The sequence below is a fragment of the Psychroflexus aestuariivivens genome (genome assembly GCF_004010055.1).
Classification (GTDB): Bacteria; Bacteroidota; Bacteroidia; order Flavobacteriales; family Flavobacteriaceae; genus Psychroflexus; species Psychroflexus aestuariivivens.
Genome location: NZ_RQVT01000018.1, coordinates 217,664 through 244,515 on the forward strand (window position 1 = coordinate 217,664; position 26,852 = coordinate 244,515).

30 protein-coding genes are annotated in these 26,852 nt (G+C 33.5%); 16 read left to right on the forward strand and 14 right to left on the reverse strand.

Annotation, left to right across the window (positions count from 1 at the left end; all coding sequences use genetic code 11):
• Window positions 1–2: 2 nt before the first annotated feature.
• Window positions 3–803: a DUF3822 family protein gene (locus EIG86_RS03910; RefSeq protein WP_262707799.1), complete on the reverse strand. Its 801-nt coding sequence runs from the start codon at window positions 801–803 to the stop codon at window positions 3–5.
• Window positions 796–1,443, reverse strand: coding sequence for a hypothetical protein (locus EIG86_RS03915; protein ID WP_127844835.1), 648 nt, complete (start codon window positions 1,441–1,443; stop codon window positions 796–798). The genes EIG86_RS03910 and EIG86_RS03915 overlap by 8 nt, the downstream gene beginning before the upstream one ends.
• A 117-nt stretch (window positions 1,444–1,560) precedes the next feature.
• Between EIG86_RS03915 and EIG86_RS03920 the strand changes: the two genes are divergently transcribed.
• Both EIG86_RS03920 and kdsB read left to right on the forward strand, forming a co-directional pair.
• The gene (locus EIG86_RS03920) at window positions 1,561–2,994 is read left to right on the forward strand and encodes an ATP-dependent DNA helicase (protein WP_127844836.1); all 1,434 of its coding nucleotides are present in this window, start codon (window positions 1,561–1,563) and stop codon (window positions 2,992–2,994) included.
• Window positions 2,995–3,034: 40 nt separating this feature from the next.
• Window positions 3,035–3,763, forward strand: a complete 729-nt coding sequence (kdsB, locus tag EIG86_RS03925) for a 3-deoxy-manno-octulosonate cytidylyltransferase (protein WP_127844837.1) — start codon at window positions 3,035–3,037, stop codon at window positions 3,761–3,763.
• A gap of 18 nt (window positions 3,764–3,781) precedes the next feature.
• On the opposite strand, the gene EIG86_RS03930 is transcribed toward kdsB, so the two are convergent.
• The 4 genes from EIG86_RS03930 to EIG86_RS03945 form a co-directional block, all read right to left on the reverse strand.
• Window positions 3,782–5,239, reverse strand: coding sequence for a cryptochrome/deoxyribodipyrimidine photo-lyase family protein (locus EIG86_RS03930; protein ID WP_127844838.1), 1,458 nt, complete (start codon window positions 5,237–5,239; stop codon window positions 3,782–3,784).
• Between the two features lies 1 nt (window position 5,240).
• Window positions 5,241–6,551 (reverse strand): cryptochrome/photolyase family protein, encoded by a 1,311-nt coding sequence (locus EIG86_RS03935; RefSeq protein ID WP_127844839.1) that lies wholly within the window; start codon window positions 6,549–6,551, stop codon window positions 5,241–5,243.
• Window positions 6,552–6,629: 78 nt separating this feature from the next.
• On the reverse strand, window positions 6,630–7,328 hold the full coding sequence (locus EIG86_RS03940) for an SDR family NAD(P)-dependent oxidoreductase (RefSeq protein WP_127844840.1): 699 nt from the start codon (window positions 7,326–7,328) through the stop codon (window positions 6,630–6,632).
• Window positions 7,329–7,342: 14 nt separating this feature from the next.
• Entirely contained in the window at window positions 7,343–7,804 is a 462-nt protein-coding gene (locus EIG86_RS03945) for an SRPBCC family protein (RefSeq protein ID WP_127844841.1), read from the reverse strand.
• Window positions 7,805–7,964: 160 nt separating this feature from the next.
• Between EIG86_RS03945 and EIG86_RS03950 the strand changes: the two genes are divergently transcribed.
• Window positions 7,965–8,459 carry a hypothetical protein gene (locus EIG86_RS03950; protein WP_127844842.1) on the forward strand — a complete coding sequence of 165 codons (495 nt, stop codon included), beginning with the start codon at window positions 7,965–7,967 and terminating at the stop codon, window positions 8,457–8,459.
• Here EIG86_RS03950 and EIG86_RS03955 read toward each other — a convergent pair.
• On the reverse strand, window positions 8,456–9,013 hold the full coding sequence (locus EIG86_RS03955) for a hypothetical protein (RefSeq protein WP_127844843.1): 558 nt from the start codon (window positions 9,011–9,013) through the stop codon (window positions 8,456–8,458). The genes EIG86_RS03950 and EIG86_RS03955 overlap by 4 nt on opposite strands.
• Before the next feature lie 130 nt (window positions 9,014–9,143).
• On the opposite strand from EIG86_RS03955, the gene EIG86_RS03960 reads away from it, so the two are divergent.
• The 12 genes from EIG86_RS03960 to trxA all read left to right on the forward strand — a co-directional run bounded on the left by EIG86_RS03960 (window position 9,144) and on the right by trxA (window position 20,500).
• Window positions 9,144–11,519 (forward strand): heavy metal translocating P-type ATPase, encoded by a 2,376-nt coding sequence (locus EIG86_RS03960; RefSeq protein WP_127844844.1) that lies wholly within the window; start codon window positions 9,144–9,146, stop codon window positions 11,517–11,519.
• A 77-nt stretch (window positions 11,520–11,596) separates the two neighbouring features.
• Window positions 11,597–11,803 carry a cbb3-type cytochrome oxidase assembly protein CcoS gene (gene ccoS, locus EIG86_RS03965; RefSeq protein ID WP_127844845.1) on the forward strand — a complete coding sequence of 69 codons (207 nt, stop codon included), beginning with the start codon at window positions 11,597–11,599 and terminating at the stop codon, window positions 11,801–11,803.
• Between the two features lie 2 nt (window positions 11,804–11,805).
• Complete coding sequence (gene ccoN / locus EIG86_RS03970) at window positions 11,806–14,001, forward strand: cytochrome-c oxidase, cbb3-type subunit I (RefSeq protein WP_127844846.1); 2,196 nt, start codon at window positions 11,806–11,808, stop codon at window positions 13,999–14,001.
• 18 nt (window positions 14,002–14,019) lie between these two features.
• Window positions 14,020–14,205 carry a CcoQ/FixQ family Cbb3-type cytochrome c oxidase assembly chaperone gene (locus EIG86_RS03975; RefSeq protein ID WP_127844847.1) on the forward strand — a complete coding sequence of 62 codons (186 nt, stop codon included), beginning with the start codon at window positions 14,020–14,022 and terminating at the stop codon, window positions 14,203–14,205.
• Entirely contained in the window at window positions 14,202–15,095 is an 894-nt protein-coding gene (locus EIG86_RS03980; protein WP_127844848.1) for a cbb3-type cytochrome c oxidase N-terminal domain-containing protein, read from the forward strand. Before EIG86_RS03975 ends, EIG86_RS03980 begins: the two co-directional genes overlap by 4 nt.
• Window positions 15,096–15,113: 18 nt before the next feature.
• Window positions 15,114–16,529 carry a cytochrome c oxidase accessory protein CcoG gene (gene ccoG / locus EIG86_RS03985; RefSeq protein WP_127844849.1) on the forward strand — a complete coding sequence of 472 codons (1,416 nt, stop codon included), beginning with the start codon at window positions 15,114–15,116 and terminating at the stop codon, window positions 16,527–16,529.
• Between the two features lie 6 nt (window positions 16,530–16,535).
• Window positions 16,536–16,982: a FixH family protein gene (locus EIG86_RS03990; RefSeq protein WP_127844850.1), complete on the forward strand. Its 447-nt coding sequence runs from the start codon at window positions 16,536–16,538 to the stop codon at window positions 16,980–16,982.
• Window positions 16,983–17,687 carry a sulfite exporter TauE/SafE family protein gene (locus EIG86_RS03995; RefSeq protein ID WP_127844851.1) on the forward strand — a complete coding sequence of 235 codons (705 nt, stop codon included), beginning with the start codon at window positions 16,983–16,985 and terminating at the stop codon, window positions 17,685–17,687. It abuts the gene before it with no gap.
• A gap of 18 nt (window positions 17,688–17,705) precedes the next feature.
• Window positions 17,706–18,989: an acetyl-CoA hydrolase/transferase family protein gene (locus EIG86_RS04000; RefSeq protein ID WP_127844852.1), complete on the forward strand. Its 1,284-nt coding sequence runs from the start codon at window positions 17,706–17,708 to the stop codon at window positions 18,987–18,989.
• Window positions 18,990–19,373 (forward strand): group III truncated hemoglobin, encoded by a 384-nt coding sequence (locus tag EIG86_RS04005; protein WP_127844853.1) that lies wholly within the window; start codon window positions 18,990–18,992, stop codon window positions 19,371–19,373. It begins immediately after the preceding gene.
• A gap of 110 nt (window positions 19,374–19,483) precedes the next feature.
• On the forward strand, window positions 19,484–20,050 hold the full coding sequence (locus EIG86_RS04010; protein ID WP_127844854.1) for a hypothetical protein: 567 nt from the start codon (window positions 19,484–19,486) through the stop codon (window positions 20,048–20,050).
• Between the two features lie 153 nt (window positions 20,051–20,203).
• Entirely contained in the window at window positions 20,204–20,500 is a 297-nt protein-coding gene (gene trxA, locus EIG86_RS04015; protein WP_127844855.1) for a thioredoxin, read from the forward strand.
• A 22-nt stretch (window positions 20,501–20,522) separates the two neighbouring features.
• Here trxA and EIG86_RS04020 read toward each other — a convergent pair whose 3' ends face one another.
• The 4 genes from EIG86_RS04020 to hemN all read right to left on the reverse strand — a co-directional run bounded on the left by EIG86_RS04020 (window position 20,523) and on the right by hemN (window position 23,882).
• A complete protein-coding gene (locus EIG86_RS04020) occupies window positions 20,523–21,179 on the reverse strand; it encodes a hypothetical protein (RefSeq protein ID WP_127844856.1) in 657 nt (218 codons plus the stop codon).
• Window positions 21,180–21,181: 2 nt separating this feature from the next.
• Window positions 21,182–21,619: a peptidase associated/transthyretin-like domain-containing protein gene (locus EIG86_RS04025; protein WP_127844857.1), complete on the reverse strand. Its 438-nt coding sequence runs from the start codon at window positions 21,617–21,619 to the stop codon at window positions 21,182–21,184.
• A gap of 71 nt (window positions 21,620–21,690) precedes the next feature.
• On the reverse strand, window positions 21,691–22,524 hold the full coding sequence (locus tag EIG86_RS04030) for a universal stress protein (protein WP_127844858.1): 834 nt from the start codon (window positions 22,522–22,524) through the stop codon (window positions 21,691–21,693).
• A gap of 11 nt (window positions 22,525–22,535) precedes the next feature.
• Window positions 22,536–23,882: an oxygen-independent coproporphyrinogen III oxidase gene (gene hemN / locus EIG86_RS04035; RefSeq protein ID WP_127844859.1), complete on the reverse strand. Its 1,347-nt coding sequence runs from the start codon at window positions 23,880–23,882 to the stop codon at window positions 22,536–22,538.
• 210 nt (window positions 23,883–24,092) lie between these two features.
• Here hemN and EIG86_RS04040 point away from each other — a divergent pair, with 210 nt between their 5' ends.
• Window positions 24,093–24,962 carry a sterol desaturase family protein gene (locus EIG86_RS04040; RefSeq protein ID WP_127844860.1) on the forward strand — a complete coding sequence of 290 codons (870 nt, stop codon included), beginning with the start codon at window positions 24,093–24,095 and terminating at the stop codon, window positions 24,960–24,962.
• Window positions 24,963–25,007: 45 nt separating this feature from the next.
• Here EIG86_RS04040 and EIG86_RS04045 read toward each other — a convergent pair whose 3' ends face one another.
• Genes EIG86_RS04045 through EIG86_RS04055 form a run of 3 tightly spaced genes read right to left on the reverse strand, consistent with a single transcriptional unit; the run spans window position 25,008 to window position 26,852 of the window.
• The gene (locus tag EIG86_RS04045; RefSeq protein ID WP_127844861.1) at window positions 25,008–25,232 is read right to left on the reverse strand and encodes a DUF6095 family protein; all 225 of its coding nucleotides are present in this window, start codon (window positions 25,230–25,232) and stop codon (window positions 25,008–25,010) included.
• Window positions 25,216–26,031, reverse strand: coding sequence for an N-acetylmuramic acid 6-phosphate etherase (murQ, locus tag EIG86_RS04050; RefSeq protein WP_127844862.1), 816 nt, complete (start codon window positions 26,029–26,031; stop codon window positions 25,216–25,218). The genes EIG86_RS04045 and murQ overlap by 17 nt, the downstream gene beginning before the upstream one ends.
• Window positions 26,028–26,852: a DUF4249 domain-containing protein gene (locus tag EIG86_RS04055; RefSeq protein WP_127844863.1), complete on the reverse strand. Its 825-nt coding sequence runs from the start codon at window positions 26,850–26,852 to the stop codon at window positions 26,028–26,030. The genes murQ and EIG86_RS04055 overlap by 4 nt, the downstream gene beginning before the upstream one ends.

Consider the following 26,852-nt stretch of genomic DNA (forward strand, 5'->3'; position numbering starts at 1 on the left):
TATTAAATTAAATTAAGATGTTGAAGATAAGATTTCTTAGATGAAAATTGACCTGAAACTTCAAGATTATATTGACTTTCCTGAATATTTTGAATATAATTTTTTAAGATAACATATTTTTCATCGTCATTGTTGAAGTTCATTTCACCTAAAATTTTAAGTTGAAGTGTTTCTCGATTGAAATTCAATTCTTCTAATGTAAACAATGTATAATATACAAAATCTTCAGCAGTATCGTAAGTGAAAGTATTAGCTACAATGAGTTTTCCATTTCTGTAGGCTATAAAATCTAATTCTGTATTTCTATCATTCAAAAGAACAAATTCTTTAGATGTTATGGCTTCTTCTGAAAATTTATTTAGGCAAATACTCAAATGGTGTTTGTATGAAAAACTGCCAAAAATTTCAAATAAATAATTATGAATATTTACGTAAGGAATGTAAACGTTTTTACCATTTAGAGAAGGAATATCATCATATTCAAAATCATCGCCTTCTAACAATTTTGCATTATATTTTAAGTAGTGTGGTAAATAATTTTCATCGAAAAGTTCATCTGGAACTATTGAAAACAAAGGATTGACATAAATTAAATTTAAATCTTCAACCTGATGTTTGTCCTGAAAATCCTTATTGATGTATTTTTTTAAATATTTTAATATCTGATTTGGCGCTAACTTTTGCTGCAAAAAATGACTTTCGAATTCTATAATTTCTTGGTGATGAACGACCAAAAAAGAAAATCCATCTTGGTGAATCAAGATGGATAAACTTTTAATATTGTATTTGGATAAATTATTCACCAATTGCTCCAAAATTCTTTGGCCAGTTACCGCTGGTTTTAACCTCGTCCATAGAACCAACTCTAATGTGAGTCCCGTTTACGCCGTCAACAGATTTAACTTGTTTTTCCTGTTCTACTAAATCTTGGTCTTGATCTGCTAAAATCAAGTCTTTAGAGACTTTAACTTCAAAAACAGGAATTTCTTTTTCGTTGTCTAAATATCCAGCATCGATGTCAAATTTAGCTTGATCTGTATGTGGCACATACATCAAATCTTTGTAGCGGTCTGTGCCATCAAAAAGTGAATCTTTTACAGAGTAAAACCCTAAAGTGTCGATTACTACTTCTTCAACATATTTGTCTACATTATAAGTTTCTAAATATTCTTGATCTAAAATCAAAGTATCTCTTCTTTGCGTCAACACAAATTCAGCAGTATCGATAAATTTGATTAAGCCTTCGAAATCATCTTCATAATTGCCGACAATATCTTTGTGTGCAATTTGAGATTCACGAATATCTTTCATCTTTTCGACAACATCTTTGTATCGTCTATCTCTAATTTTATTGAACTCAACAGGTCCGTAAACAGCGTGATAGGTAAAGTAACCTAGTACACCAATAATAACCCATAATACTATTTGAAAAACAATCTTCATAATTTTAAATTAAGAATTTTAGCTGTAGACAAAACTACAACTTTTTTTTAATCACAAAAGTTTCGGTGTGAAAAATCGTGCTTATATTTGAACTTTTCACAATTATTTAATTTGAAAATGGATTCCAAAGAATTTTATCAAGCACTCAAAAAAGATTTTGGACATTCGCCAACGGCAAAACAAGACATCACACTTGAGTTATTGTCAAAATTTGTTTTGGAAACCACAAACAATCGTTTATTTCTCCTCAAAGGTTATGCCGGAACTGGTAAAACAACAATTATCGGTACATTGGTAAAGAATATTTGGAAGATTAAGAAAAAAATTGTCCTCACTGCACCCACAGGGCGAGCAGCAAAAGTGATTACAAATTACAGCAAGCATAACGCCCAAACCATACATCGCAAAATATATCAACCTAAAAGTACAAGTGGAGGCGGAGTTGAATTTGTTCCACAAGAAAACAAACACAAAGACACTATTTTTATTGTCGATGAAGCGTCTATGATTCCTGATTTTCCAACGGGAGATAATCTTTTTAACCGTGGTTCTGTTTTAGATGATTTGATGGAATATGTGTATTCTGGCGAAAACTGTAAGCTTATTTTTATTGGCGATACAGCACAATTGCCACCTGTAAAATCTGATTTGAGTCCAGCTTTGTCTGCTCAAACACTTAGCAATCACTATCATATGGATGTGATTCCTGTAGAATTAGACGAAGTTGTCAGACAACGACACGAAAGTGATATTTTGTTGAATGCAACTAATATTAGAGAATGCCTTCAAACGGAAGATTTCGAAAATTTCAAATTCGAATTGACCAATAATACCGATATGATTCGATTGGTAGATGGTTACGATATAATGGACGCCATCAATGATTCTTACGACAATTTAGGACACGAAGAAACTGCAATTATTGTACGTTCAAACAAACGTGCAAATATGTATAATCAGCAAATCCGTAGTCGAATTTTGTTTCGTGAAGAAGAAATCGCACCCGGCGATTTTCTTATGGTAGTGAAAAACAATTATTTCTGGGTTAAACCTAGCAGTGATGCGGGATTTATTGCTAATGGTGATATTGTGGAAATTTTAGAAATTTTTGGACTGAAAGATTTGTACGGATTTCGATTTGCAGAAGTGAAAGTTCAAATGGTGGATTATCCTAAGATGAAGCCATTTGAAACGGTTATTATGTTGGACACTTTAAGTCTGAATTCACCATCGTTGCCTTACGAAGATTCGAATAAACTGTATCAAGAAGTGCTTAAAGACTACGACGATATTCAGTCAAAATATAAGAAATTCCTGAAGGTGAAAAAAAATAAATATTTCAATGCATTGCAAGTCAAATTTAGTTATGCGATTACTTGTCACAAATCGCAAGGTGGACAATGGCACACGGTTTTTGTAGAACAACCCTATTTGCCAGATGGCGTTTCAAAAGACTATTTGCGCTGGTTGTATACAGCCTGTACGCGTGCTAAAGAAAAATTGTACTTAATCGGTTTTAAAGACGATTTTTTTGGTGAGCAAAAACTTTGATGAAAATTTTAGTTGAAACAAATAAACTCAAAAAATAATTATGAAAATAATAGCCATGATTCCAGCGAGATATGAAGCAAGTAGATTTCCTGGAAAACTAATGCAAGATTTAGGTGGAAAAACTGTTATTATGCGAACTTATGAAGCTGCTAAAGCCTCAAAGCTTTTTGATGAAGTTTATGTTGTAACCGATTCTGATATCATTTTTCAGGAAATTGAAAAGCACGGTGGAATTGCTTTAAAGAGTCACAAAAATCATGAATGTGGTAGTGACAGAATTGCTGAAGCTGTAGAGAATATCGATGCTGATATTGTGGTGAATGTTCAAGGTGACGAACCTTTTATTAATAAAAAAGCATTGTCTAAATTAATAAATGTATTCGAAAATGATTCAAAACAAAATATAGATTTAGCTTCTTTAAAAACTCCAATCAAAGACACTAAATCAGTTCAAAATCCTAATAACGTAAAAGTCATCACAGATTTGAATAATCATGCTTTATATTTTTCTCGCTCTCCGATTCCTTTTCATCGTGATCAAAATATTGAGGTGAAATATTATAAACATGTTGGAATTTATGCGTTTCGGAAACAAGCCCTTTTAGATTTTTATCACACACCAATGTCGCCTTTGGAAGCCACCGAAAAGATAGAATGCATTCGTTATCTTGAACACGGAAAAACTATAAAGATGGTTGAAACTGACCAAGTCAGTATCGGAATTGATACTCCAGAAGATTTGGAAGAGGCAAGAAATTTTTTCGCTTAATTCCAATTATAATTGTCTCTAATCTATTTTATTTCTTAAAGTATGCTTGTTAACAATGGTTTGGCCTTGAATTTTTGAACTTTCAGATTGAATAATTGACCAAAGTTCATTAGATGCTTTTTGTCTGGCTTCCTCTAAATTCACAATTGGCGCTGGATAATCTTTACCCAATTGAAAATCGTACAACTGTTCTTCCATCGGTGTGATTTTCCACGGTTCGTGCACAAATGTTTTTGGAATTTTTTTCAATTCTGGAATGTATTGTAGTATAAACTCTCCATCTGGGTCATGTTTGTATGAATTTTTAATCGGATTGTAGATTCGCAAAGTGTGAATGCCAGTTGTCCCAGCTTGCATTTGCAACTGTGGGAAATGAATGCCAGGTTCAAAATCTAAAAATAAACTTGCCAAATGGGCTGAAGCGTATTGCCATTTTTGCCATAAAATGTGTGTGAAAAATGACACCAAAAGTGCACGCATTCTGAAGTTTAAAAAACCGGTTTGCAACAAACATCGCATGCTAGCATCTACTAAAGGAAAACCAGTTCGACCATTTTCCCAAGCTTTGATTAAATGCTCGTTTTTTGGTTGCTTCAATTGATCGAAAGCTGAATTAAAATTTTGAAATTCAACGCGTTCTTCCATTTCAAACTTTTGAATGAAATGTGCTTGCCAACGCAATCGCGACATGAATTGAGCTAAAGCCGACTTGTATTTTGTGTTTTGACTGGTTTCTGTGGCGGCTTGGATGACTTCTCTCATAGAAAAATTTCCCCAAGTAATATATGGTGATAATCGACTACAGGATTTTCGTGCAGCTAAGGGTTTAGAGATGTTTTTCTGATAATTAGCATGTCTTTCATTTAAAAAAGATTTCAAGTATTTTTCACCATAATTTCTACCACCTTTTTGAAATTTAGGATGGCTTTCAGTTTCAAGATTTACAATTTCAAAATGCTTTGAAAGCTCATCGATGTGTTCAATATTTAGAAAATTAGCAGAATTCCCATTGAAAACATAAGGCTTTTGATTCATATGATTTTCCCAAAGATTCACCCATTTTTTTCTGTTTTTCAATCCTCTGAAAACTCCGTTTGTAGTAGATTCTTTCCAAGTAATATCTTTCTTTTGAAAGAATTTTTTCAACTCTAAATCTCGTTGATAAGTAATTTTAATTCCGGTTTCTTGATGTGAAAATACGGTCTGAATCTTTTCTATTTCATCTAGTTTTTCAAATACAGAATTGGCTTCACCATGAACAACTAAAACTTGTGTTTGATAGTTTGCTAATTCTTTTTGTAATTCTAGTAAAGATTGTTTGATGAATCTAAAATGTCTTTCACTGTAGTGATTGTCACTTAATATAATAGGTTCAAAAGTGTAGAGTAGGAGCGTCGAAGATTTTTCTTGAGTAGCTAAATGTAGTGGCTCATGGTCTTGCAAGCGCAAATCTCTTTTATACCAAACAACATTCATTCTAGCTTTTTTTAACCGCTGCTTTGTAAGTTTCTAAGCAGCGTTCTCTAGCTTTTTTATGTTCAACCATTGGCTCAGGATAATTTTTTGTTTCATATTCAGGAACCCATCTTTTTATATATTTTTCATTTTTGTCAAATTTTTCAGTTTGGGAATAAGGGTTAAACACCCTGAAATATGGCGCTGCATCTACGCCAGAACCGGCAACCCACTGCCAGCCCCCAACATTGGAAGACATTTCGTAATCCAGTAATTTTTCTGCGAAATAAGCTTCGCCCCAACGCCAATCGATAAGTAAATGTTTGCATAAGAAACTGCCCACAACCATTCGGATTCTGTTGTGCATCCAACCGGTTTCATTTAGTTGTCGCATGCCAGCATCTACGATTGGATAACCAGTTTGACCTGTTTTCCATTTTTCAAATTCTTGTTCATTATTGCGCCATTCGATATTATCGTATTTAGCTTTGAAAGCTTCATCCGTGGTTTTTGGAAATTTCTTAAGAATTACTTTATAAAATTCTCGCCAAATCAATTCATTAAGGAAAGTTTTATTTTCCACACTCAAAGCTTTTTGAACGACTTTACGATATCCAATTGTACCAAACCTCAAATACGGGCTCAACCTAGAAGTGCCTTCTATGGCAGGAATATTTCTGGTATCTTCATAGTTTGCTAATAATTCTTCATCCAAATTGTGATCTGGCACTTCAATATCTGAATTCACAAACCCCATATCCGCCAAACTTAAATTTGGTAATCGAGAGTTTTTGTAAAGATTATTTAAATGTAATTCTGAAGGAACTGGATTTGCTTCAATATTTTTGAATTCTTTTTTCCACTGCTTCATGTATGGCGTAAATACTAAATAAGTCCCACCTTCTTTTTTTTGAACTTCTTCAGCTTCAAAAATAACCTGATCTTTATAATCATGGAAACCGATGTTTTTCTTATCTAGAAAAGACTTGATTTCAGCATCTCGATTTAATGCATAAGGTTCATAATCTCGATTGGTAAATACTGCATTGATGTTGAATTCTTTTGAAATTCTTTTGAAAATATCTAAAGGTTTACCGTAATATGTAGCGATTGAAGATTGATAATTGTCTTGCAGATGTTGTCTAATCTTTTGAAGTTCTTTGAAAATGAAACTCACTCTTGCATCATTTTCTGGCAATTCTTCGAGAATATTTTCATCGAAAATAAATAATGGAATTACTGGAAAATCATTATTTAAAGCTTCAAATAAGCCAACATTGTCATCCAATCTTAAATCTCTTCTGTACCAAAATATATTTACCTTGTCTTTCATCTTTATTTTATGACTTACTAAAAATAAAAAATTCCTGTAAGTTAGAAACCAACAGGAATTTTAAATTAGAATAATTTCTTAACTGACGTTTAGCGTAGACATTCCGCCATCTACACCAATAACTTGTCCTGTAATCCAAGAGCTGTCTTCAGAAAGTAGGAAGCTTGCTATTTTGCCAATATCTTTGGCTTCACCAACACGTTTAAGCGGGTGTCTTTCATCCATCTTTTCTTTTTTCTTGTCGCTTCCTAAAAGTTTTCCTGCAAGTTGTGTATTGACCAATGATGGAGCAATTACATTTACTCTAAAGGAAGGCGCATATTCAGCTGCAAGCGATTTTGCAAAACCTTCGATGGCACCTTTGGCGGCAGCTACACTAGTGTGGAATGGCATACCGGTTTGTACCGCAACAGTACTAAAATATACAATACTTGCTTGGTCCGATTTCTTAAGTTTGTCAAGTAAAGCATGTGTATTTTTGACTAAACTCAAAAAATTCAAATGAAAGTCTTCTTCAAAAATTTCTGGTTTCATCATTTTGAAAGGTTTCAAATTGATACTTCCAGGACAATAGACCAAACCATCTAATTTTTCTGGTAAATCAAGAGTTGATACATCATCTTTGGTAGCATCAAATTCTAAATGTGTAACATCAAAGTCAGATAAATTTTCTTTACTTCGTGAAGCTACATAAATATTGTGCTTATCGTGTAAATCTTTAACAATTTCTAGTCCAATTCCTTTGGAACCTCCGATTAGTAAGATATTCTTTTTCATAGTAATTTTAATTTTTATTTATATTCTCCGAATAAATTAGTCATTTTCTCTGTTCTTGCTTTGAAAATACTGTTCAATTTTGGTTTTATTAAAAGCGGATGTAACATTCTACCAAATATTCCAAAAGGTACTTTGTAATGTACCAAATCTTCAATTTCAACACCATTTTCAATTTCATTGATAAAATGTTTATGATGCCATAAGCTGTAAGGTCCAGATAATTGAATATCAACAAAATAATCTGGTTTTTCAACGTGAGTTATTTCTGTGACCCATTTTGTACTAAAACCTGGTAGAGGCGTTACATTATATTGTAAAATTTGGCCAGTAAACATAGATTTATCAGCACCAGAAAGAATTTTGAAACCCATATCTTTTGGCATAATTTCCTGAAGATTTTTCGGGTTTGATAAAAAATTCCATGCTTTTTCTTTCGAGATTGGCAACCTTTGTTTGGTATGTATTTCGTAAATCATTTCTCAAAAATATAATTATTTTTGTTTATCAAAAATATTTTAAAGTTAAACAAAAGTTATTGTTAGTTTGTTTAGGTTTAATGTTTTGATAAATATTTATTGATTTAATGCTTTTTTAGATATGTATTAATTTACTTTGCAATAAATTAAATTTATTATAATGCGTTATTTTAAAATATTGATTGTTTTGTGTATTGTTTTTTCTTGTAAATCTTCAAAAACAGGTTTGCCAGCTATGATCGACTGTCCTGATGGTGGTGAATGTGATGTAAAAGTGATGAAAAATTCTATGCTAAATTTAAAATCTGATAGCATAGGCGAAATTTATCCAGAAGTTACCGAAGAAGAAGGTTGGCAAGTCATAGAAGTGACATTTTCAAAAAAAGCTCCTGAAAATACCGTTGATGGTCAATATTCTGAAATCGTCTATTTACAAGTCCCAATGTCATTTAAAGATATTCAATCTTCTAATAAGTCACTTCAAAATCAAAAAGTAATTTTTGGAAAATTTTGTAAATGTCCAGAAGCCGGATACGAAAAAGTAATCTCTGGTGATTTAGAATTGGTCAATTCCAAAGGTAGTATTTTGTTGAATCTAACTTTCGACACAGAAAAAGAAAAAGAATTAGAAAAAATTCAGGCGGAGTTGAATTAATAATCCTTAACGTCTCCTTTGAATGGTGGTACACCTGGTGAAGGACTAGGTGTATTTTTTTTGTCTTCTTCAGATTTCAGTTCTAAAACTCGATATGGATAATTTTTTGAAATGATTTTCGATCTTTTCTTACAATTTAGTTTTATATAATTTTCATCATATTCTTCCTTAGATTTCAAATCCCAGGCATACAGATAAACTTCACGGATGTAATTTAAAACCATTTCGTAACGGTCTTTTTCACCATAAGAAGCCAATGCAATAATTGCTTTTTTTGGAGATTCAGCTTTATCTTTATCAGAATTTGGGTTATTCAAGAAAGTGTAAACCAATTCTTTAAACTTGATTTCAGACAGGTCATTTCGCTCCTTTTCATTTATAATCAAATTATTATCTTGGTCGATAATGACGGTCAGAATATTTCGCTCATTAGTCGATTCATATTCAGCTTCAGAAACTTCATCTTCTATTTCACATTGCTGGTCATACCATTTCTGACCAAAAACTCCTGTCGAAGCTAGGACTAATCCCAAAAAAAATACAATACTTTTCATAAGCTAAATCTATGTTAGTTTGAATAAAACAAATATAAGAACTAATATCTATTTTTTTAATAAATACTGATTCTTGTCATTTTTATAAACATCGATATGTCAGAATTTTGTCTTCATTATAAAAGTGAAAATGTCTATACACACATGTTACCATTGTGGCGATTCTTGCAAAACGAATGCCATTCATTACGATGACAAAGATTTTTGTTGCCGGGGCTGCAAAACGGTTTACGAAATTTTCTCTGAAAACGACTTGAATTGTTATTATGATTTGGAACATACTCCTGGAGCTACACCAAGTGATATTCAAGGCAAATATGATTATTTGGCTGATGCTAAAATCATTGAAAAGCTTGTAGATTTTCAAGATGAAGACACAGAAGTCGTCACACTTTATATTCCTCATATCCATTGCAGTTCTTGTATTTGGGTATTAGAAAACCTCAATAAATTGATTTCTCAAGTTGTAACTTCCCAAGTAGATTTTCCAAGTAAAAAAGTGAGCGTTACATATCATACAGAAAATTTTTCACTTCAGAAGTTGGTAGAAACTTTGTCTAAAATTGGGTACGAACCTTATATCAGTTTAGAAAATTACGATAAAAAAAGCACTGAAGTAGACCGAAGTTTAATCTATAAGATTGGCGTTGCTGGTTTTGCTTTTGGCAACGTTATGTTTCTAAGTTTTCCAGAATATTTTGAAGTTTCAGAATATTGGTTAGAACAATACAAACCACTTTTTAGATGGTTGATGTTTTCCTTTAGTTTGCCGGTGGTTTTCTATGCTGGATTAGATTATTTCGTATCTGCATTCAAAGGCATTAAAAACAAAATTTTAAATATTGATATTCCTATTGCATTAGGTATTTCTGTACTTTTCATTCGAAGCAGTATTGATATTATTTTCGATTTTGGTTCAGGTTTTTTCGATAGTTTAACGGGTTTGGTTTTCTTTTTATTACTGGGAAAAGTCGTTCAGCAGAAAACATACAAGTTCATGTCTTTCGAAAGAGATTATAAATCTTATTTTCCGATTGCTGTCACTAAAATTAAAACCGACAAAACAGAAGAGAATATTCAGGTTTACGATATCAAGTCAGGCGATGAGTTACTGATTAGAAACCAAGAGCTAATTCCTGTCGATGGAATTTTGATGTCGGATTCTGCAGAAATAGATTATAGTTTTGTTACAGGCGAAGCTAAAATTGTCCATAAATCTTCTGGCGATCGTGTTTTTGCAGGAGGTAAACAAATCGGAAACGCCATAGAAGTTGTAGCTGAAAAATCAGTAGAACAAAGTTATCTGACCCAACTTTGGAGTAACGACGTTTTTGGGAAAAACTATGATCCGAAGTTTCAAACACTCATCAATAAAATTAGCAGAAAATTTACGATAGCAGTTTTAACCATTGCGTTTTCGGGATTGATATTTTGGTTATTTTATGACGCTAGTTTGGCACTAAACGTGTTTACCGCTGTTCTGATTATTGCATGTCCTTGCGCTATTGCGTTGGCAACACCTTTTGCATTAGGAAACTTACTTCGCATTTTCGGGCAACGCGGTTTTTATTTGAAAAATACCAATAGTTTAGAGCAATTGGCAGACATCAATGCTTTTGTTTTCGATAAAACAGGCACCTTAACTACCAATCAGAAAAGTGAAATCACCTACGAGGGCCTAGACTTAGAGGATGAAGATCGCTTGGTGCTAAAGAATTCTTTTCGAAATTCTAATCATCCTTTAAGCCGTGAATTATATCAATTTTTGGAAAGCAATGACATATTGACTTCAGATTCTTTTGAGGAGCATTTGGGTGAAGGAATTGTATCCAAACACAACAACCATACTTATAAATTAGGTTCTGCTAAATTCGTTTCAGGTCAGGTTTCATCTACGCTTTCTACAGCTGTCCACATCAGTAAGGACGAAGAATATTTAGGTAAATTCGTTTTTGAAACTCAATATAGAGATGGAATTCAAGAACTTTTTCAAGCAATGGATGAGCATTTTAAACTTATTATTTTATCTGGAGATAATGAAGGTGAAAAGGCATTTTTGACTAAGATGTTGCCCAAAACAACGCAAATGTTCTTCAATCAAAAACCAGACTCTAAACTCAGATTCATCAAAAAAATCCAAGACGAAAACAAAAAAGTTTGCATGCTTGGTGATGGACTGAATGACGCCGGCGCATTGAAACAAGCCGATGTCGGTATTGCGATTTCAGAAAACGTGAATGTGTTTTCTCCTGCCTGCGATGCTATTATGGATGCCAAAATACTTCCTAAACTTGACATTTTCGTTCAGATTGCAAAACAAGGAATCACAATCATAAAACTCAGTTTTATTTTTTCATTTATTTATAATGCAATCGGATTGTATTTCGCACTCACGGGACAATTGAAACCAGTTATTGCAGCAATTTTAATGCCGCTGAGTTCTATCAGCATTGTTGTTTTTACAACTTTAGCAACAAATTATATATCAAAAAAATTGAAGAATTAATGAAATACCACAAACATGACAGAAGTCATTTTTTAAGCTTCTGTTCACATTTATTTTTGAAACAAATTTAAATCACTATGAATGTCATTTACGGTTTGTTAGCTATCAGTATTATTGTTGCCCTTGTGTTTTTTGTGATGTTTATTCTTTCAGTGAAAAAGGGACAATTTGACGATGCTTACACACCTTCAGTAAGAATGCTTTTCGATGACGAAATCGTCAAAGACAAAACAAAAGAAACCAAAGAAAAATCTAAAAATTCTAATACACAAAAACAATCATAACTATGGAGTTACAGCAATTTCATTACGATAATAAAATCGTAAAAAACTTCCTCTATGCCACAATTATTTGGGGTGTAGTTGGTATGTCTGTAGGGCTTTTATTAGCCTTTATGTTTATTTTTCCAAGCGTGACCGATGGGATTTCTTGGCTGAGTTTTGGTCGATTAAGACCGCTACATACAAATGCAGTTATTTTTGCTTTTATAGGTAATGCAATTTTTGCAGGTGTGTATTATTCTACACAGCGATTACTTAAGGCTAGAATGTTTAGTGATGTTTTAAGCAAAATCAATTTTTGGGGTTGGCAATTAATTATTGTCGCAGCTGCAATCACTTTGCCTTTAGGCTTTACCAGTTCTAAAGAATATGCAGAATTGGAGTGGCCAATTGATATTATGATTGCTGTAGTTTGGGTTGTTTTCGGCTGGAATTTAATAGGAACTATTTTAAGACGTCGCCAACGCCATTTGTATGTGGCGATTTGGTTTTACCTAGCTACCTTCGTTACTGTTGCCGTACTTCATATTTTTAATAGTTTAGCACTTCCTGTAAACTTTTTGAAAAGTTATTCCGCTTATGCCGGAGTTCAGGATGCACTTGTGCAATGGTGGTACGGTCATAATGCGGTAGCTTTCTTTTTGACGACACCATTTTTAGGTCTCATGTATTATTTTGTTCCAAAAGCGGCCAATAGACCTGTGTATTCTTATAAATTATCTATCATCCACTTTTGGTCTCTGATTTTTATATATATCTGGGCTGGACCTCACCATTTGCTTTATACAGCTTTACCAGATTGGGCTCAAAATCTTGGTGTAACTTTTTCCGTAATGTTACTGATGCCATCTTGGGGAGGAATGATCAACGGTTTATTAACGCTTCGTGGCGCTTGGGATAAAGTTAGAACAAGTCCAGTACTCAAATTTATGGTAGTTGCTATTACTGGTTATGGTATGGCAACTTTTGAAGGCCCGATGTTGTCTTTGAAAAATGTAAATGCAATTGCTCACTTTACAGATTGGATTATTGCTCACGTTCATGTTGGCGCTTTGGCGTGGAATGGTTTCTTGACTTTTGGTATGGTTTACTGGTTAGTGCCGAGATTGTTTAAAACCAAACTATTCTCAATTGGCTTAGCCAACTTGCATTTTTGGTTGGGAACTTTAGGTATTGTAGTTTATGCTTTACCTATGTATGTAGCTGGATTCCTACAAGCGTCAATGTGGAAACAATTTAATCCAGATGGCAGTTTATTTTATGGTAACTTTTTAGAAACTGTTACTGAAATCATGCCGATGTATTGGATGAGAGCTATTGGCGGAAGTATGTATATCATCGGTGCTTTTGTTATGATTTATAACGTTATCCAAACTGCAAGATCTGGTTCAAAAGTTGAAGATGAATTGGCAGAAGCTGCTGCTTTATCTAAAATTACTGGTAGAAAGCGTGGCGAGAAATTCCATACTTGGTTAGAAAGAAAACCAATTCAACTTACAATTTTAGCCACTATCGCTATTTTAATTGGTGGAATTGTTCAAATCATACCAACACTTTTGGTAAAATCTAATATTCCGACGATTACAAGTGTAAAACCTTACACGCCACTGGAATTGGAAGGACGAGACATTTATATAAGAGAAGGTTGTGTCGGTTGTCACTCGCAAATGGTGAGACCATTCCGAAGCGAAGTTGAACGTTACGGCGAATACGCAAAAGCTGGAGAATTTGTTTACGACCGACCATTCTTATGGGGAAGTAAACGTACTGGACCAGATTTATTGAGAGTTGGCGGAAAATACTCAGACAGCTGGCACTTTAACCACATGTACGATCCACAAAGCACGTCTTCAGGCTCAATCATGCCTAGTTACCAATGGCTAATTAAAGATAAATTGGATAAATCTTCGACAGAAGGGAAAATGAAAACCATGGCAGATCTTGGAGTTCCATACAGTGAAGAAGATATTGAAAATGCAAAACAAAGTATGGATAAACAAGGAAAACAGATAGAGAAAAATCTATATGATGATCCAGATTTTGTTAAAAGTTATGAAGCAGACAAAGCTTATGCAGAACAAAATAACGAAGACTTTGTTGAAATGAAAGACCGTGAAATTGTCGCGCTTATTGCTTATCTCCAAAGATTAGGAACAGATATTAAAGTCAAAGATAATAATGAAGTTTCAACTTCAAATTAATTCAAAAATTTAAAAGCTATGTTGAAATTTATAAAAGGACACATGGAAACCATTGAAGGTATAGAAATCTACCCAATAATTTCCTTACTGATATTCTTTCTCTTTTTTGTTGGACTTTTCTGGTGGGTTTTTACTGCCAAAAAGGATTATGTAGAGAAGGTTAGCCAAATTCCATTAGAAAACCAAAACGATAACGAATTATGAGAAAATTATCATCATTTTTAAGATTAATAGCATTGCTTGGCATTGCTTGGTTAGGCGTCGAACTTTTGTTAGAAACAGAATCCGGACAATGGGCGATTGTGGAATATCCAATGTCTTGGCTTTTTTTAGGTGTGGTTTTTCTTTTTGCTCTGGCGATGGAAGCTTCTGTATCGGCTTTGCAAAACACCCTTTATAAGTCATTATCCGAAGAAAAAAGAGAAAAATACCACGAACTTGAAACTGATAGATTAGAAAATCTGAAGTCGAAGTTCAATTGGATTTTTATATCTCTAACAAGATCTAAACCCGTTGAAGAGGAAGATGAAATTGAACTTGATCACAATTACGATGGAATACGTGAATTGGATAACAAACTTCCGCCTTGGTGGTTGTATAGTTTTTATGCAAGTATTGTTTTTGCCGCAGTTTATCTTGTGAGATTTCATGTCTTCAATGATTATGATCAAATTGAAGAATATGAAGCTGAAGTCGCTCAAGCTAAAATTGATATAGAAGAATACAAAAAAACTGCTAAAGACTTAGTTACTATAGAAAATGTATCAGTTCTTGAAGAAGCAGCAGATTTAGAAGTTGGAAATCAAATCTATCTAAATAATTGTGTAGCCTGTCATAAAGCTGATGGTGGAGGTGGAATTGGTCCTAATCTAACCGATGAACATTGGATTCTTGGTGGCGGGATTAAAAACGTTTACAAAACTTTAGTTGAAGGCGGAAGACCTGGAAAAGGTATGGTAGCTTGGAAAAACGATTTTTCACCATACGAGCTTCAGCAAGTTGCGAGTTATGTATTGAGCTTGCAAGGTACAGAACCAGCAGAACCCAAAGAACCTCAAGGTGAAATTTGGGAAGATGATTCAGATTCAGAATAAAACTTAGCAAGCAAAAGTATGGACAATCAGGAAAAGTTTAGAGACAGTATCGGTACCTTGGATGATGAGGGGAAACGCAAGTGGGTTTATCCAAAGCAGCCAAGTGGCAGATATTATGATTACCGAAAATGGGTAAGCTACGCACTCTTAATTTTCCTTTTTGCAGCACCTTTTATCAAAATAAACGGCAATCAGTTTTTATTGTTTAATGTATTGGAACGGAAATTCAATATTTTTGGATTTCCGTTTTGGCCTCAAGATTTTTATCTTTTTGTCATTTCAATGATTATTGGTGTGGTGTTTATCGCACTTTTTACAGTTGCTTTTGGAAGAATTTTCTGTGGCTGGATTTGTCCTCAAACCATTTTTTTAGAAATGGTTTTCAGAAGAATAGAATATGCCATAGAAGGTGATCGTGGCAAACAAATTAGATTGGATAAAATGCCTTGGAATCGCGAAAAGATTGTCAAAAAATCTTCGAAATGGGCTATTTTTGCATTGATTTCCTTTCTAATTGCCAATGTATTTTTAGCCTATTTAGTCGGTAGCGACCAACTTTTAAAATACATCATCAACGGTCCTTCTGGTCATTTGGGAACTTTCATTCCGCTACTTATTTTTACTGCTGTCTTTTATTTCATTTTTGCTTGGTTTAGAGAACAAGTCTGCATTATTGCTTGTCCTTATGGCAGATTGCAAGGTGTGCTTTTGGACAATAAATCAGTAGTTGTAGCCTACGATCACAAACGCGGTGAGCGAGAAGAAGGACGTCAAAAGTTTAAGAAGAATCAAGATAGGAAAGCCAGTGGAATAGGGGATTGTATCGATTGTTTTCAATGCGTACAGGTTTGCCCAACCGGAATTGACATAAGAAACGGAACGCAGTTGGAATGTGTAAATTGTACTGCATGTATTGATGCTTGTGATGATATTATGGTAAAAGTTGATTTGCCAAAAGGTCTGATTCGTTACGCAAGTGAAGAAAATATAGAAAAGAAAGCCAAATTTAAATTCAATGCCAGAATGAAAGGCTACACGGCTGTTTTGGCAATATTAATCGGTTTATTGGTTGGCATGCTCATGATTAGAAGTGATGTTGAAGCGAAAGTTTTAAGATTACCTGGTCAAATTTATGAAACAAAAGACAATGGTAATATTTCCAATGTATTCACTTATAAATTAATCAATAAGACCAACCAAGATATGGATAGTATTCATTTTAAACTGCATAACATTGATGGTGATTTGAAGCTGGTCAAAAAAGATTATTTTCTGTTGGAAGAAAGTGGGCTAGCCAAAGGCACATTGTTTATAGAAATTGAGCCTGAGTTACTGAAAGAAGCCAATAACAAAATTGAAATTGGCGTCTACAGCAAAGACGAATTAATAGATATGGCAACCACTAATTTTATGGGGCCAAGAACTTTTAGATAAAAAATTATGAAACTGAATTGGGGAACTTCCATTGTTATCGCATTTGTACTTTTTATAGGTTTCATCATGTTTATGGTGGTGCAAATGGTTTCTAGTAAAGAATTGGAACACGACTTGGTCGTCGAATCTTATTATCAAAAAGAATTGACATTCCAGAATGAACTTGATGAGGCACAAAATGCCGTAGATTTAGACGCAGATATAGAGATTAAAAAATCGAGCGAAGGGCTAAAGTTTATTTTTCCTGAAACTATAGAATTTTCAAAAATTTCTGGTGAAGTTTTCATGTATCGACCTTCTGATAAAACACTTGATTTTACGGTAGACTTGAAATTGAAAACACAAGAGTTTGTCATTCCAAGACAACTCATTAAATCTGGACGTTGGAATGTCAATTTGAAATTTAAAATAGATGAAAAGTCTTATTTAATTAAAAAAGAAATCTTGTTTTAGATGCTTTGGTCGGCTTTCATATTTGGTTTATTAGGAAGTTTGCACTGCGTCGGTATGTGTGGGCCAATTGCACTAATGCTACCTGTCGACCGACAAAATAAAACCCGAAAGTTTTTTCAAATTTTCCTCTATCATTTAGGTCGAATTTCGACTTATGCATTGATCGGACTCCTTTTTGGCCTGATTGGTGAAAGTTTTGCAATGTTCGGTTTTCAGCAGCAATTGTCCATAATCATAGGTGTTTTGATGTTGCTTTCTGTAATTTTACCTCAATCGACATTGAATTCAATTAAAATTACACAACCATTATATAGATTCATCGGTAAAATAAAATCTGAAATCGGTCAATCTTTGAAGAAAAAAGAAATTGATACATTTTTTTATCTAGGATTTCTGAATGGTTTTTTACCCTGTGGATTGGTTTACATGGCGGTTTTCGCTTCAGTTGCAGTTTCTGACCTTTTGAATAGTTCAGCTTACATGGTGATTTTTGGATTAGGAACTATTCCTTTGATGACTTTAGTGATTTATGCTAAGGATTTCATTCAAAAAATAATTAAATTCAATGTTAGAAAAATTATTCCTGTTGCTGTGGGAATTATCGGGATTTTATTTATTTTGAGAGGAATGGGTCTAGGTATTCCATATGTTTCACCGAAACCGGCAACAGAACAAGTAGACGCATCAAAGTCGTGTCACTTTTAAAATTTAAAACTCAATTTTATGCAAAATTATATCGACAAATCAACCGCTGTATCTTTAGTCAATAGCGGCGATCGAATTTTCTTTCAAGGTGCCGCCATGACGCCTAAAATTTTAATAGAAGCTTTATGTCATCGCTACGAGAATCTTTCTGAAGTGGAAATTGTTCAACTTCATACCGAAGGCGAGGCGCTTTATACGCAAGATCCTTATCGAAAAGCTTTCAAAACCAACTCTTGTTTTGTAGGTGGAAACGTCAGGAAAGCAGTAAATTCTGATTATGGGGATTATATTCCGATTTTTCTGAGTGAAATTCATCTACTTTTCAAACGCGGAATTTTACCGCTAGATGTTGCTTTTATCCAAGTATCTCCACCAGACAAACACGGCTATTGTTCATTAGGAACTTCTGTAGATGTCACGCTTGCAGCCATACAATCGGCTAAAAAAGTCATCGCCCAAGTGAATCCAAAAGTACCGCGTTCTCACGGTGACGGCATCGTGCACATCAGCCAAATAGATGCTGCTGTAGAAGTCGATATGCCAATTCACGGGCACGATCCGCTAGTTGCCAATGAAATTGAAGAAAAAATCGGTCAGCATGTGGCACATTTAGTTGAAGACGGTGCAACTTTACAAATGGGAATCGGTGCTATTCCAAATGCGGTTTTGAATAATTTGTATCATCACAAAGGTTTAGGGATTCATACTGAAATGTTTTCAGATGGAATTTTGCCTTTGGTAGAAAAAGGAATTATTACTGGTGAACATAAAGTCGTCAAACCGGGTAAAATTGTGACTTGTTTCGCGATGGGTTCGCAGAAATTATACGATTACATAGATGAAAATCCAATGGTACATTTCAAAGAAGCCGCTTATACAAACGACACTGCGATTATAAGAAGAAACCCTAAAGTTACGGCGATTAACTCTGCTATAGAAATAGATTTAACTGGACAAATTTGCGCTGATACTATTGGAAGACGACAATATTCTGGTGTTGGCGGTCAGATGGATTTCATTAGAGGTGCATCGCTTTCTGAAGGCGGAAAAGCTATTATTGCCATGCCTTCAGCAACTTACAAGGGAATTTCCAAAATTACACCATTTCTAAATGAAGGTGCAGGCGTGACCACAACAAGAGCACATGTTCATTATGTGGTGACCGAAAATGGCGTGGTCAATTTATATGGAAAAAATTTAAAACAACGTGCCAAAGCTCTGATTTCTATCGCACATCCAGATCATCAGGAAAGCTTAGAAAAAGCAGCTTTTGAAAGATTTGAATCTTCAAAATTGAACTAAATGGAAGATATTGAGAGTAGGGAAGATGTGAGAATTTTAGTCGAAAAGTTTTATGAGAAAATAAGGCAGAATGATGAAATCGGTCATTTTTTCAATGAAACAATTACAGATTGGGAAGCGCATTTAGAAAAGTTGACTGATTTCTGGGAAAGCAACTTGTTTTTTAAATCCACATTTACAGGAAATCCAAAGCGGGCTCATATCAAAGTCGATCAAGCATTTGGTGAAAAAATCACCAATTATCACTTTGGGATTTGGATGAATTTGTGGTTTGAAACCATCGATGAGCTATACAGTGGAGAAATTGCACATCGTGCTAAAACTAATGCGAGAAAAATGTCGGTGCATTTGTTTTTAGGAATTTATAAAGCCAGGTCGAAATAGGGCTTCCTTCGTATATAAATATTCACGTCAAATAGAAGTTCAGCTTTATAAGACCGCAAACTCTTATCATTTTTTTTATATTCGTATTTGTACTTCTGAAAACAAATATTATGAAAAACATGTTTTTAGCATTATTAGCGATGAGTTTGTTTGCTTGTAGTAATGATGACGACATTCAGGATAACGACCAAGACAACCAAGAATTCTTAAATAGTGTCCTAGGAAGTTATGAATTGAAAGCAGCTTATACCGATGTTACTCTAGATTTAAATCACGACGGCAAGAAAACCACCGATCTTTTTGAAGAAGCCACATTTTGCAATATGTCTTCACTTCTAGAGTCATATAGAGGTTGGATTACTGATGAAAATTTTTCTGAAATTGCGATTAAAATTCCCTACTCATACTATCTTGTAGAAACTGAAAATTTCAGTACTTGTTTAATGGATACTACTGTGTTTTATAAAATCAATATTGATGAAGACCAAGAAGAAGTATCTTTGATTCCTAATGATTTTGAAGATGATTTCATTTCTGAATTCAATGCGGTATTTGTAGAGATGTATTGGGAAAATGAAGTGGCATATTTTACCATAGAAAAAGAATTCTATAATTCTAACGGCGAGTGGCAAGAAGCGACGCTTTATATGGAATATGAGAAATTTCGAGATAAATAACATTCAAAATAATTATTTTAATTGAGATTTAAATCCCTGCTTTTTTGTGGGGATTTTTTATACTTGGCATTATGACCAATACAGTTAAGTTCAAGTTTGATATTGGTATAATTTGCACGATATTTGAATAGAGGTTTTTAATGAAAACAATAAATTATGAGTAAGTTTAGTCAGATTATTTCAGGAGACACACCGGTTTTAGTAGATTTCTTTGCAGATTGGTGCGGCCCTTGTAAAACTTTAGCACCAATTCTAAAAGACCTCAAAGCGGATTTAGGCGATGAGGTGAAAATTGTAAAAATAGATGTTGATAAAAATCAAAGTTTAGCCGCAAAATATCAAGTGCGTGGCGTTCCAACACTGATTTTATTTAAAAATGGAGAACAACAATGGCGACAAAGTGGTGTCCTACAAAAAGATGACTTAATCAAAGTGATTGAGTCTGTCTAAATTTAAAAGTATATTTCTGAAATTAGTTATTTTCTAAAGAAACGATAAGCCCTAAAGCAAAAGTGACGAAATTATTTTTATTCAAATAATCACTCTCCTGACGTGGTGCATCTATTGAGTTTGACAAAGAAAAATGAAAATTTGAACTAGCAAAAGCACGTAATGTTTGTTTTTCATTTAAGTAATACGAAACCTGTAAATCATTTTTTATGCCGTTATAATTTAAAATGTAGTTTCCAGTAAAATAGCTATTTCCTTCATTAACTTTGTGCCTTATGCTTCCATTAAAATATCCAAAATTTATGGTAGCGAGCAAGTTTTTGGTAATGAAATGTTCGTAATACACGAAAAAACTTAAAGTTGCCAAATGTTCTTTTTCAAAATTATCGCCTAGAAATACTTGACTATCCAACGATAGTTCAGTTCGGGAATAATTAATTCCAATGCCACCTAAATTTTTTATTCCTCCTAAAATTCCCACGTTGATGCCTAAACTTGGGTCATAAGCTTCACTGAAGTAGCCATCGCTTAGACTTGATAACAATTGACCGCCAGCAGTTATTTGAACTGTAAAATTGTCGTCATAACGTTGATCTAGATCATTCAAATTAGTACTTAAACTATCGGTTTGAGCAATTATAATTTGACAAAATAAAAGTAAGCAAAGTGTTTTTTTCATAATTATTCAGATGGAATCAGTTGAATTGTGCCTAAATCATAATACAATTGGTCAGTATTTACAGGAATTATAACATTATCTCTTTCTATAAATTCACCTTCAAATAAATACCTGAATTCGAGATCTGATGCTTCGAGATATAAAACCAAATCCAAAAAATTAGTGCCAGGAAAATACATTTTGAATTCCCCAGCGGAATTGGTAGAAACGTTCATCCTTAAACTAATCGGGTTGCTGTAAAATGAATTGTTGATAATGTATTCATGCTCATTTTCACCTAGAAAAATCTTTAAATTTTCAACTGGTTGATTATTTTCATCGACAACTTTGCCTTCAAAAACATTTACAACATTATTCCTGAATTCATTTTTACAGCTAACTAAACTCAGTAGAAGGCAAGCTGAAATTAGCTTGAATATAAAACGATTGGTCGATTTCATTTTCAAACATAATAAAAAAGAGGCTAATTTTGCAAAAAGCCTCTATTAAATTTCGGTAAAGTTTTAAATATTTAGATTTTAAAAGTCATCACTGGCAATTCTGAATGGTTCACCACATCTTCACCAATACTGCCATTGAAAAAATGTGACAATCCTTTTCTACCGTGAGTTGGCATGGCTATTAAATCTGCTTTCAGTGATCTAGCACCGTTAATGACACCCTGTTCTATAGTGTAATCGTTATAAATTTCAATATTTTCTCTTGAAAGTGGCACTTCAACTTTATTCAAGAATTTACGCATTTGCTCACGGATTTCTTCAGTGCTGTAAAATTGATTGCCAGGTAAATTCACATAAAGCAATTGGATTTTAGCATCAAAACTATCAGCAAAATTTTTAGCTTTTTTATAAGCGTCTAAATTTTCCAATTCAAAATTTGAAGCAAAAACTACATTTTTGATATTGAAATCTTCAATTTCATTTTTTACAACCAAAATTGGAACTTTGGAATATCTTACTACTTTTTCTGTATTAGAACCTATGACAATTTCCTCAAAACCAGAACTACCGCTTGATCCCATGACTACCAAATCGATGTCGTTTTTTTCTACGGATTCGTTGATTCCAAAAGTCGTTGAACCAGATTCTACATTGTCAATCACATTTACGTCTTTTAGAAAGTCTTTATCTAAAAACTTACTAAACCTTTGTTTTGCCAGTTTCATAAAGAAAATGATTTGCTCATCATCAACATTGAATTGTGCTCCTCCGAATAGTGATTCTGCCAATTCAATAACGTGTAAAACATGCAGTTCTGCGTTATTTTTTTTAGCCAATTGTGCTGCAATTCTCAAGGCATTTTCAGATGGTTTTGAAAAGTCTACGGGTACTAATATTTTTTTCATTGTTTTAGGTTTTAAATAGTCATTGAAAATAATTTGGTTTCAGGTTGTTTTGATTTTAATCTTAAATCGAAAGCCATACAAATATTTCTTATAAAGGCTTTTCCCTTATTTTTTACAATAATTTTATTGTTTTGTATTGAAATTAACTCATCTTGCTCGAACTCTTTTAAATCTGTGATAATATCGTTAAAAATCAAGTTATTTTCATCATTTTTATCCCAACTTGTTTCAAAGTTACACATTAAATTTAAAATATGTCGACGAATATTTAAATCTTTTTGATTCAAAATATGACCTCTAAATACTGGTAATTTCATTTCTGAAATTCGACTGTAATAATCTTCCAATTTTTTTTCATTTTGGGCAAATGCAAACCAACTATCACTAATTGCAGAAACTCCTAAACCGATAAGTTGTTCGGTTTTTGTAGTGGTATAACCCATAAAATTTCTGTGTAATTTTCCATTTTGAAAAGCGATGTTTAGTTCATCTTCTGGAAGTGCAAAATGATCCATACCAATTTCAATATAACCGATATCTTCTAGCATTTTTTTGCCAGTTTCATATTGCAAACGCTTCTGTTTTGGAGAAGGTAAATCCGTTTCGCTAAATCCGCGTTGTCCATTGCCTTTGGTCCAAGGGACGTGCGCATAACTGTAAAATGCAATTCTGTCTGGCATCAAGATTTTGGTTTTCTTGATTGTGTTTATGATGTCTTCCAGAGTTTGTTTTGGCAAACCGTAAATAATATCATGACCAACAGAAGTATAACCTATTTTTCTTGCATTTTCGGTTGCTTTTTGAACGTTTTCAAAAGATTGAATTCTGTGAATTGCTTTTTGAACTTCAGGGTTGTAATCTTGAATGCCATAACTGACTCTGCGAAAGCCAAGATTGAATAAAGTTTCAAGATGTGATTTTGTGGTGTTATTTGGGTGACCTTCAAAACTGAAATTGATATCTTCCGTTTTTGCTGAAGTTTTTAATAAAGTTTCAATGAGAAATTTTAAATTTTCTGGATTGAAAAAAGTTGGTGTACCACCGCCTAAATGAATTTCTTTGATTTTAGGTTTATGAGAAAAAATATCCAAGTACATATTCCATTCTTGAAGCAATGCTTGGATGTAAGGAGATTCGACCTCGTGTCTTTTGGTGATTCGCTTATTGCAGGCACAAAATGTACATAGGCTTTCACAAAATGGCAAATGAATATACAAGCTGATTTCATCACTACCATGTTGCTGAAGTGATTTTTTCCAACTAGCGATTGAAAAATTAGCCTCTTCCCAGTATGGCACTGTTGGATAGCTTGTGTATCTCGGCCCTGGTACATTGTATTTTTCAATTAAATTTCTCATTCTCAACTAAATTTAAATCAAAGATACTGGCTAACTTCAGCATCGTAAATGATATAAATCAGTAAATATGATATTTTGAAAAACTAGTTTTTAGGTTAAATTTTATTCCTCATCAAAATTGTAATATTCAAATTTTAGTTTTACAATTTTTGTGACTTGTGTGACAAAAGTAGAATGAAAATCTGTTTACTTTTGCCTTAAAATTTATTGATGGATAAATACATCGACATTTTCTTAAACTCTTTCACAGGTTACTTTAATTATTTGGTAGAAGAAATTCAAAATCCATCTTGGACCAATTACTTTTGGTGGCTTTTAGGTTTGTCTTTTCTAGTTCTAATTCTTGAAATCCTAATTCCTTGGCGTAAAGATCAAAAAATATTCAGACGTGGATTTTGGTTAGATGTCTTTTACATTTTTTTTAATTTCTTCATATTTTCATTAATAGGATACAATGCTATTTCCAATATTTTTGTTGAATTATTCAATGATTTTTTAAACTTATTTGGCATAGATAATATTGTAGCTTTTCACATTCAGGATTTTCCAGTTTGGCTGCAATTGCTTATCATGTTTTTAGTGGCAGATTTTATTCAATGGAATGTTCATATACAATTACACAAACAGCCGTGGTTGTGGAAGTTTCATAAAGTTCATCATAGTGTTAAAGAAATGGGTTTTGCAGCCCAATTTCGATTTCATTTCATGGAAACGATTGTTTATAAAAGTGTTCAGTATTTGCCTTTAGCAATGATTGGTTTTGGTATTGAAGCTTTTTTTGTCGTTCATATGTTTGGTGTGCTCATCGGTCATTTGAATCATGCCAATTTATCTTGGGATTATGGTATTTTCAAATATATTTTCAACAATCCTAAGATGCATATTTGGCATCACTCTAAAGCCTTGCCCAAATCGCATCCGTATGGCATGAATTTCGGTTTATCTTTGAGTATTTGGGATTATCTTTTTGGTACAGCACACGTCCCAAAAGATGGCAGGGATATCGAATTGGGTTTTGAAAATGATGAAGATTATCCGCAAGATTTTTGGAAACAATTGAAACAACCTTTCAAGGAATAGATTTTATCTTAATTGAATTAAATTCTTATTAAACTTACTCTAGTTTCACTCATCAAACATTGCACTCAAAATAATTTTTATTCCTCTAAAAATTAAATATCCAGCAATAATGCAAATTATAATTCCTAATATTAAAACTGGCCAGTACAAAGGTTTGTCCTGATTGTTGAATGCACTAAAAATTATCGAAGGTCCTAAGAATATGAGTGGTAGAGAACCTGCAACGAATTTTATGCCTTTGCCCAGAGTATTTTTATTGGTATGTTTCATTGGCGATTGCTTTTCTTACACTACCGTGTTTTTCCAGTAGTTCTTTAGCTTTATCTAAATTTACATTCAAAGTTTCCATAATTAATTTTGCCCCTCGCTGTTTCAGTTTTTCATTGCTGAGTTGCATGTCAACCATTTTGTTGTCTTTCACTCGGCCTAACTGAATCATCGTAGAAGTAGAAATCATATTCAGAATTAATTTTTGTGCTGTTCCTGCTTTCATTCTTGAACTGCCAGTGACAAATTCTGGCCCAACTATTACTTCAATAGGGAAATCTGAAACTTTTGACATCGGAGAACCTTCATTACAAGTGATGCAAGCGGTTTTTATTTGATGAGCTTGGCAATCTTTCAAACCACCTATAACGTAAGGCGTGGTTCCCGATGCAGCAATTCCAACAACAACATCTTTGTCATTAATTTCAAATGTCAATAAATCTTTCCAGGCCTGAGTTGTGTCGTCTTCGGCATTTTCTACGGCATAACGAATGGCATGATCTCCACCAGCAATAATACCGTTTACTAAATCGGAAGACACGCCAAAAGTTGGCGGACATTCACTAGCATCCAAAATTCCTAATCTTCCGCTTGTTCCTGCGCCAATATAAAATAAGCGTCCGCCTAGCTTCAATTGTTCAACAATTTTTTGAACTAATTTTTCTAACTGTGGAATGACTTTCTGAACTGCTAAAGCAACACTTTGGTCTTCATTGTTGATGTTAACCAAGATCTCTTCAACTGACATTTTTTCTAAATGTCGGTATTTTGAATCTGATTCTGTGATTTTTTTGAAACTCATTCTTCCTCTTCTTCTTCAATGATAAATTCGCGTTGGTTCATTTCTGAAAGACTAAAATAACCAAAAATTAATTCATCTGGATTTTCTGTATTTTTAATATTTCCTCTTACTGTAGCTGGTTGCGTGGCAAAAGGTCCGCCAGAACTTCCAATCTGATCCAAAAGTATATCTAGAAAATTGTAATAACTTTCTGAAATGCCTAACATTTCAATATCGATAACATCTCCCGGCTCGAGCTCGTCGTCTGAATAAGTAGCAGAAATTTGATTTCCATTGGTGAATCCATCATCAAAAATGTTGAATTCTGGATAAGCGAAATTTGGATCGTCAAAGGTGAACAAATAAAAATTCTCTTCCTCTTCTGGGTCTAAAAAAGTGATTTCAATTTCTATATTATCTCCGAAAAAACCACCTTCATTATTCTGATAAACAAATTCAATCGGTACTATTGGAGTCATTATTTCAGTAGCTGTGTAAGTTTTGCCATCAACTGAAATTTCCAGCCGATATTCCATGCCAATTTCAGGAATGAAAGTCGAAGTTTTGTATGTTCCAGCCTCAGTTTCTTCAAAAATAAATATATCTCCGTTGCTGTTTTCTATGTGAATTTCTGCATCTGAAACTTTCTCTAATTCATCAGCATAAAATCCGCCAGATCTTGATAAATATATGAATTGTTCATTACCGTAAGTTTGTTTTTCCCATTTTATCGCTGCATCTACAACGAGTCTTGGTTCTGCATCTTCAAGGTCGACTTTTACAACATCTTCACAAGCTGTAAAGCTGAAAATCAATATTATATAAATGAAAAGTTTTTTCAT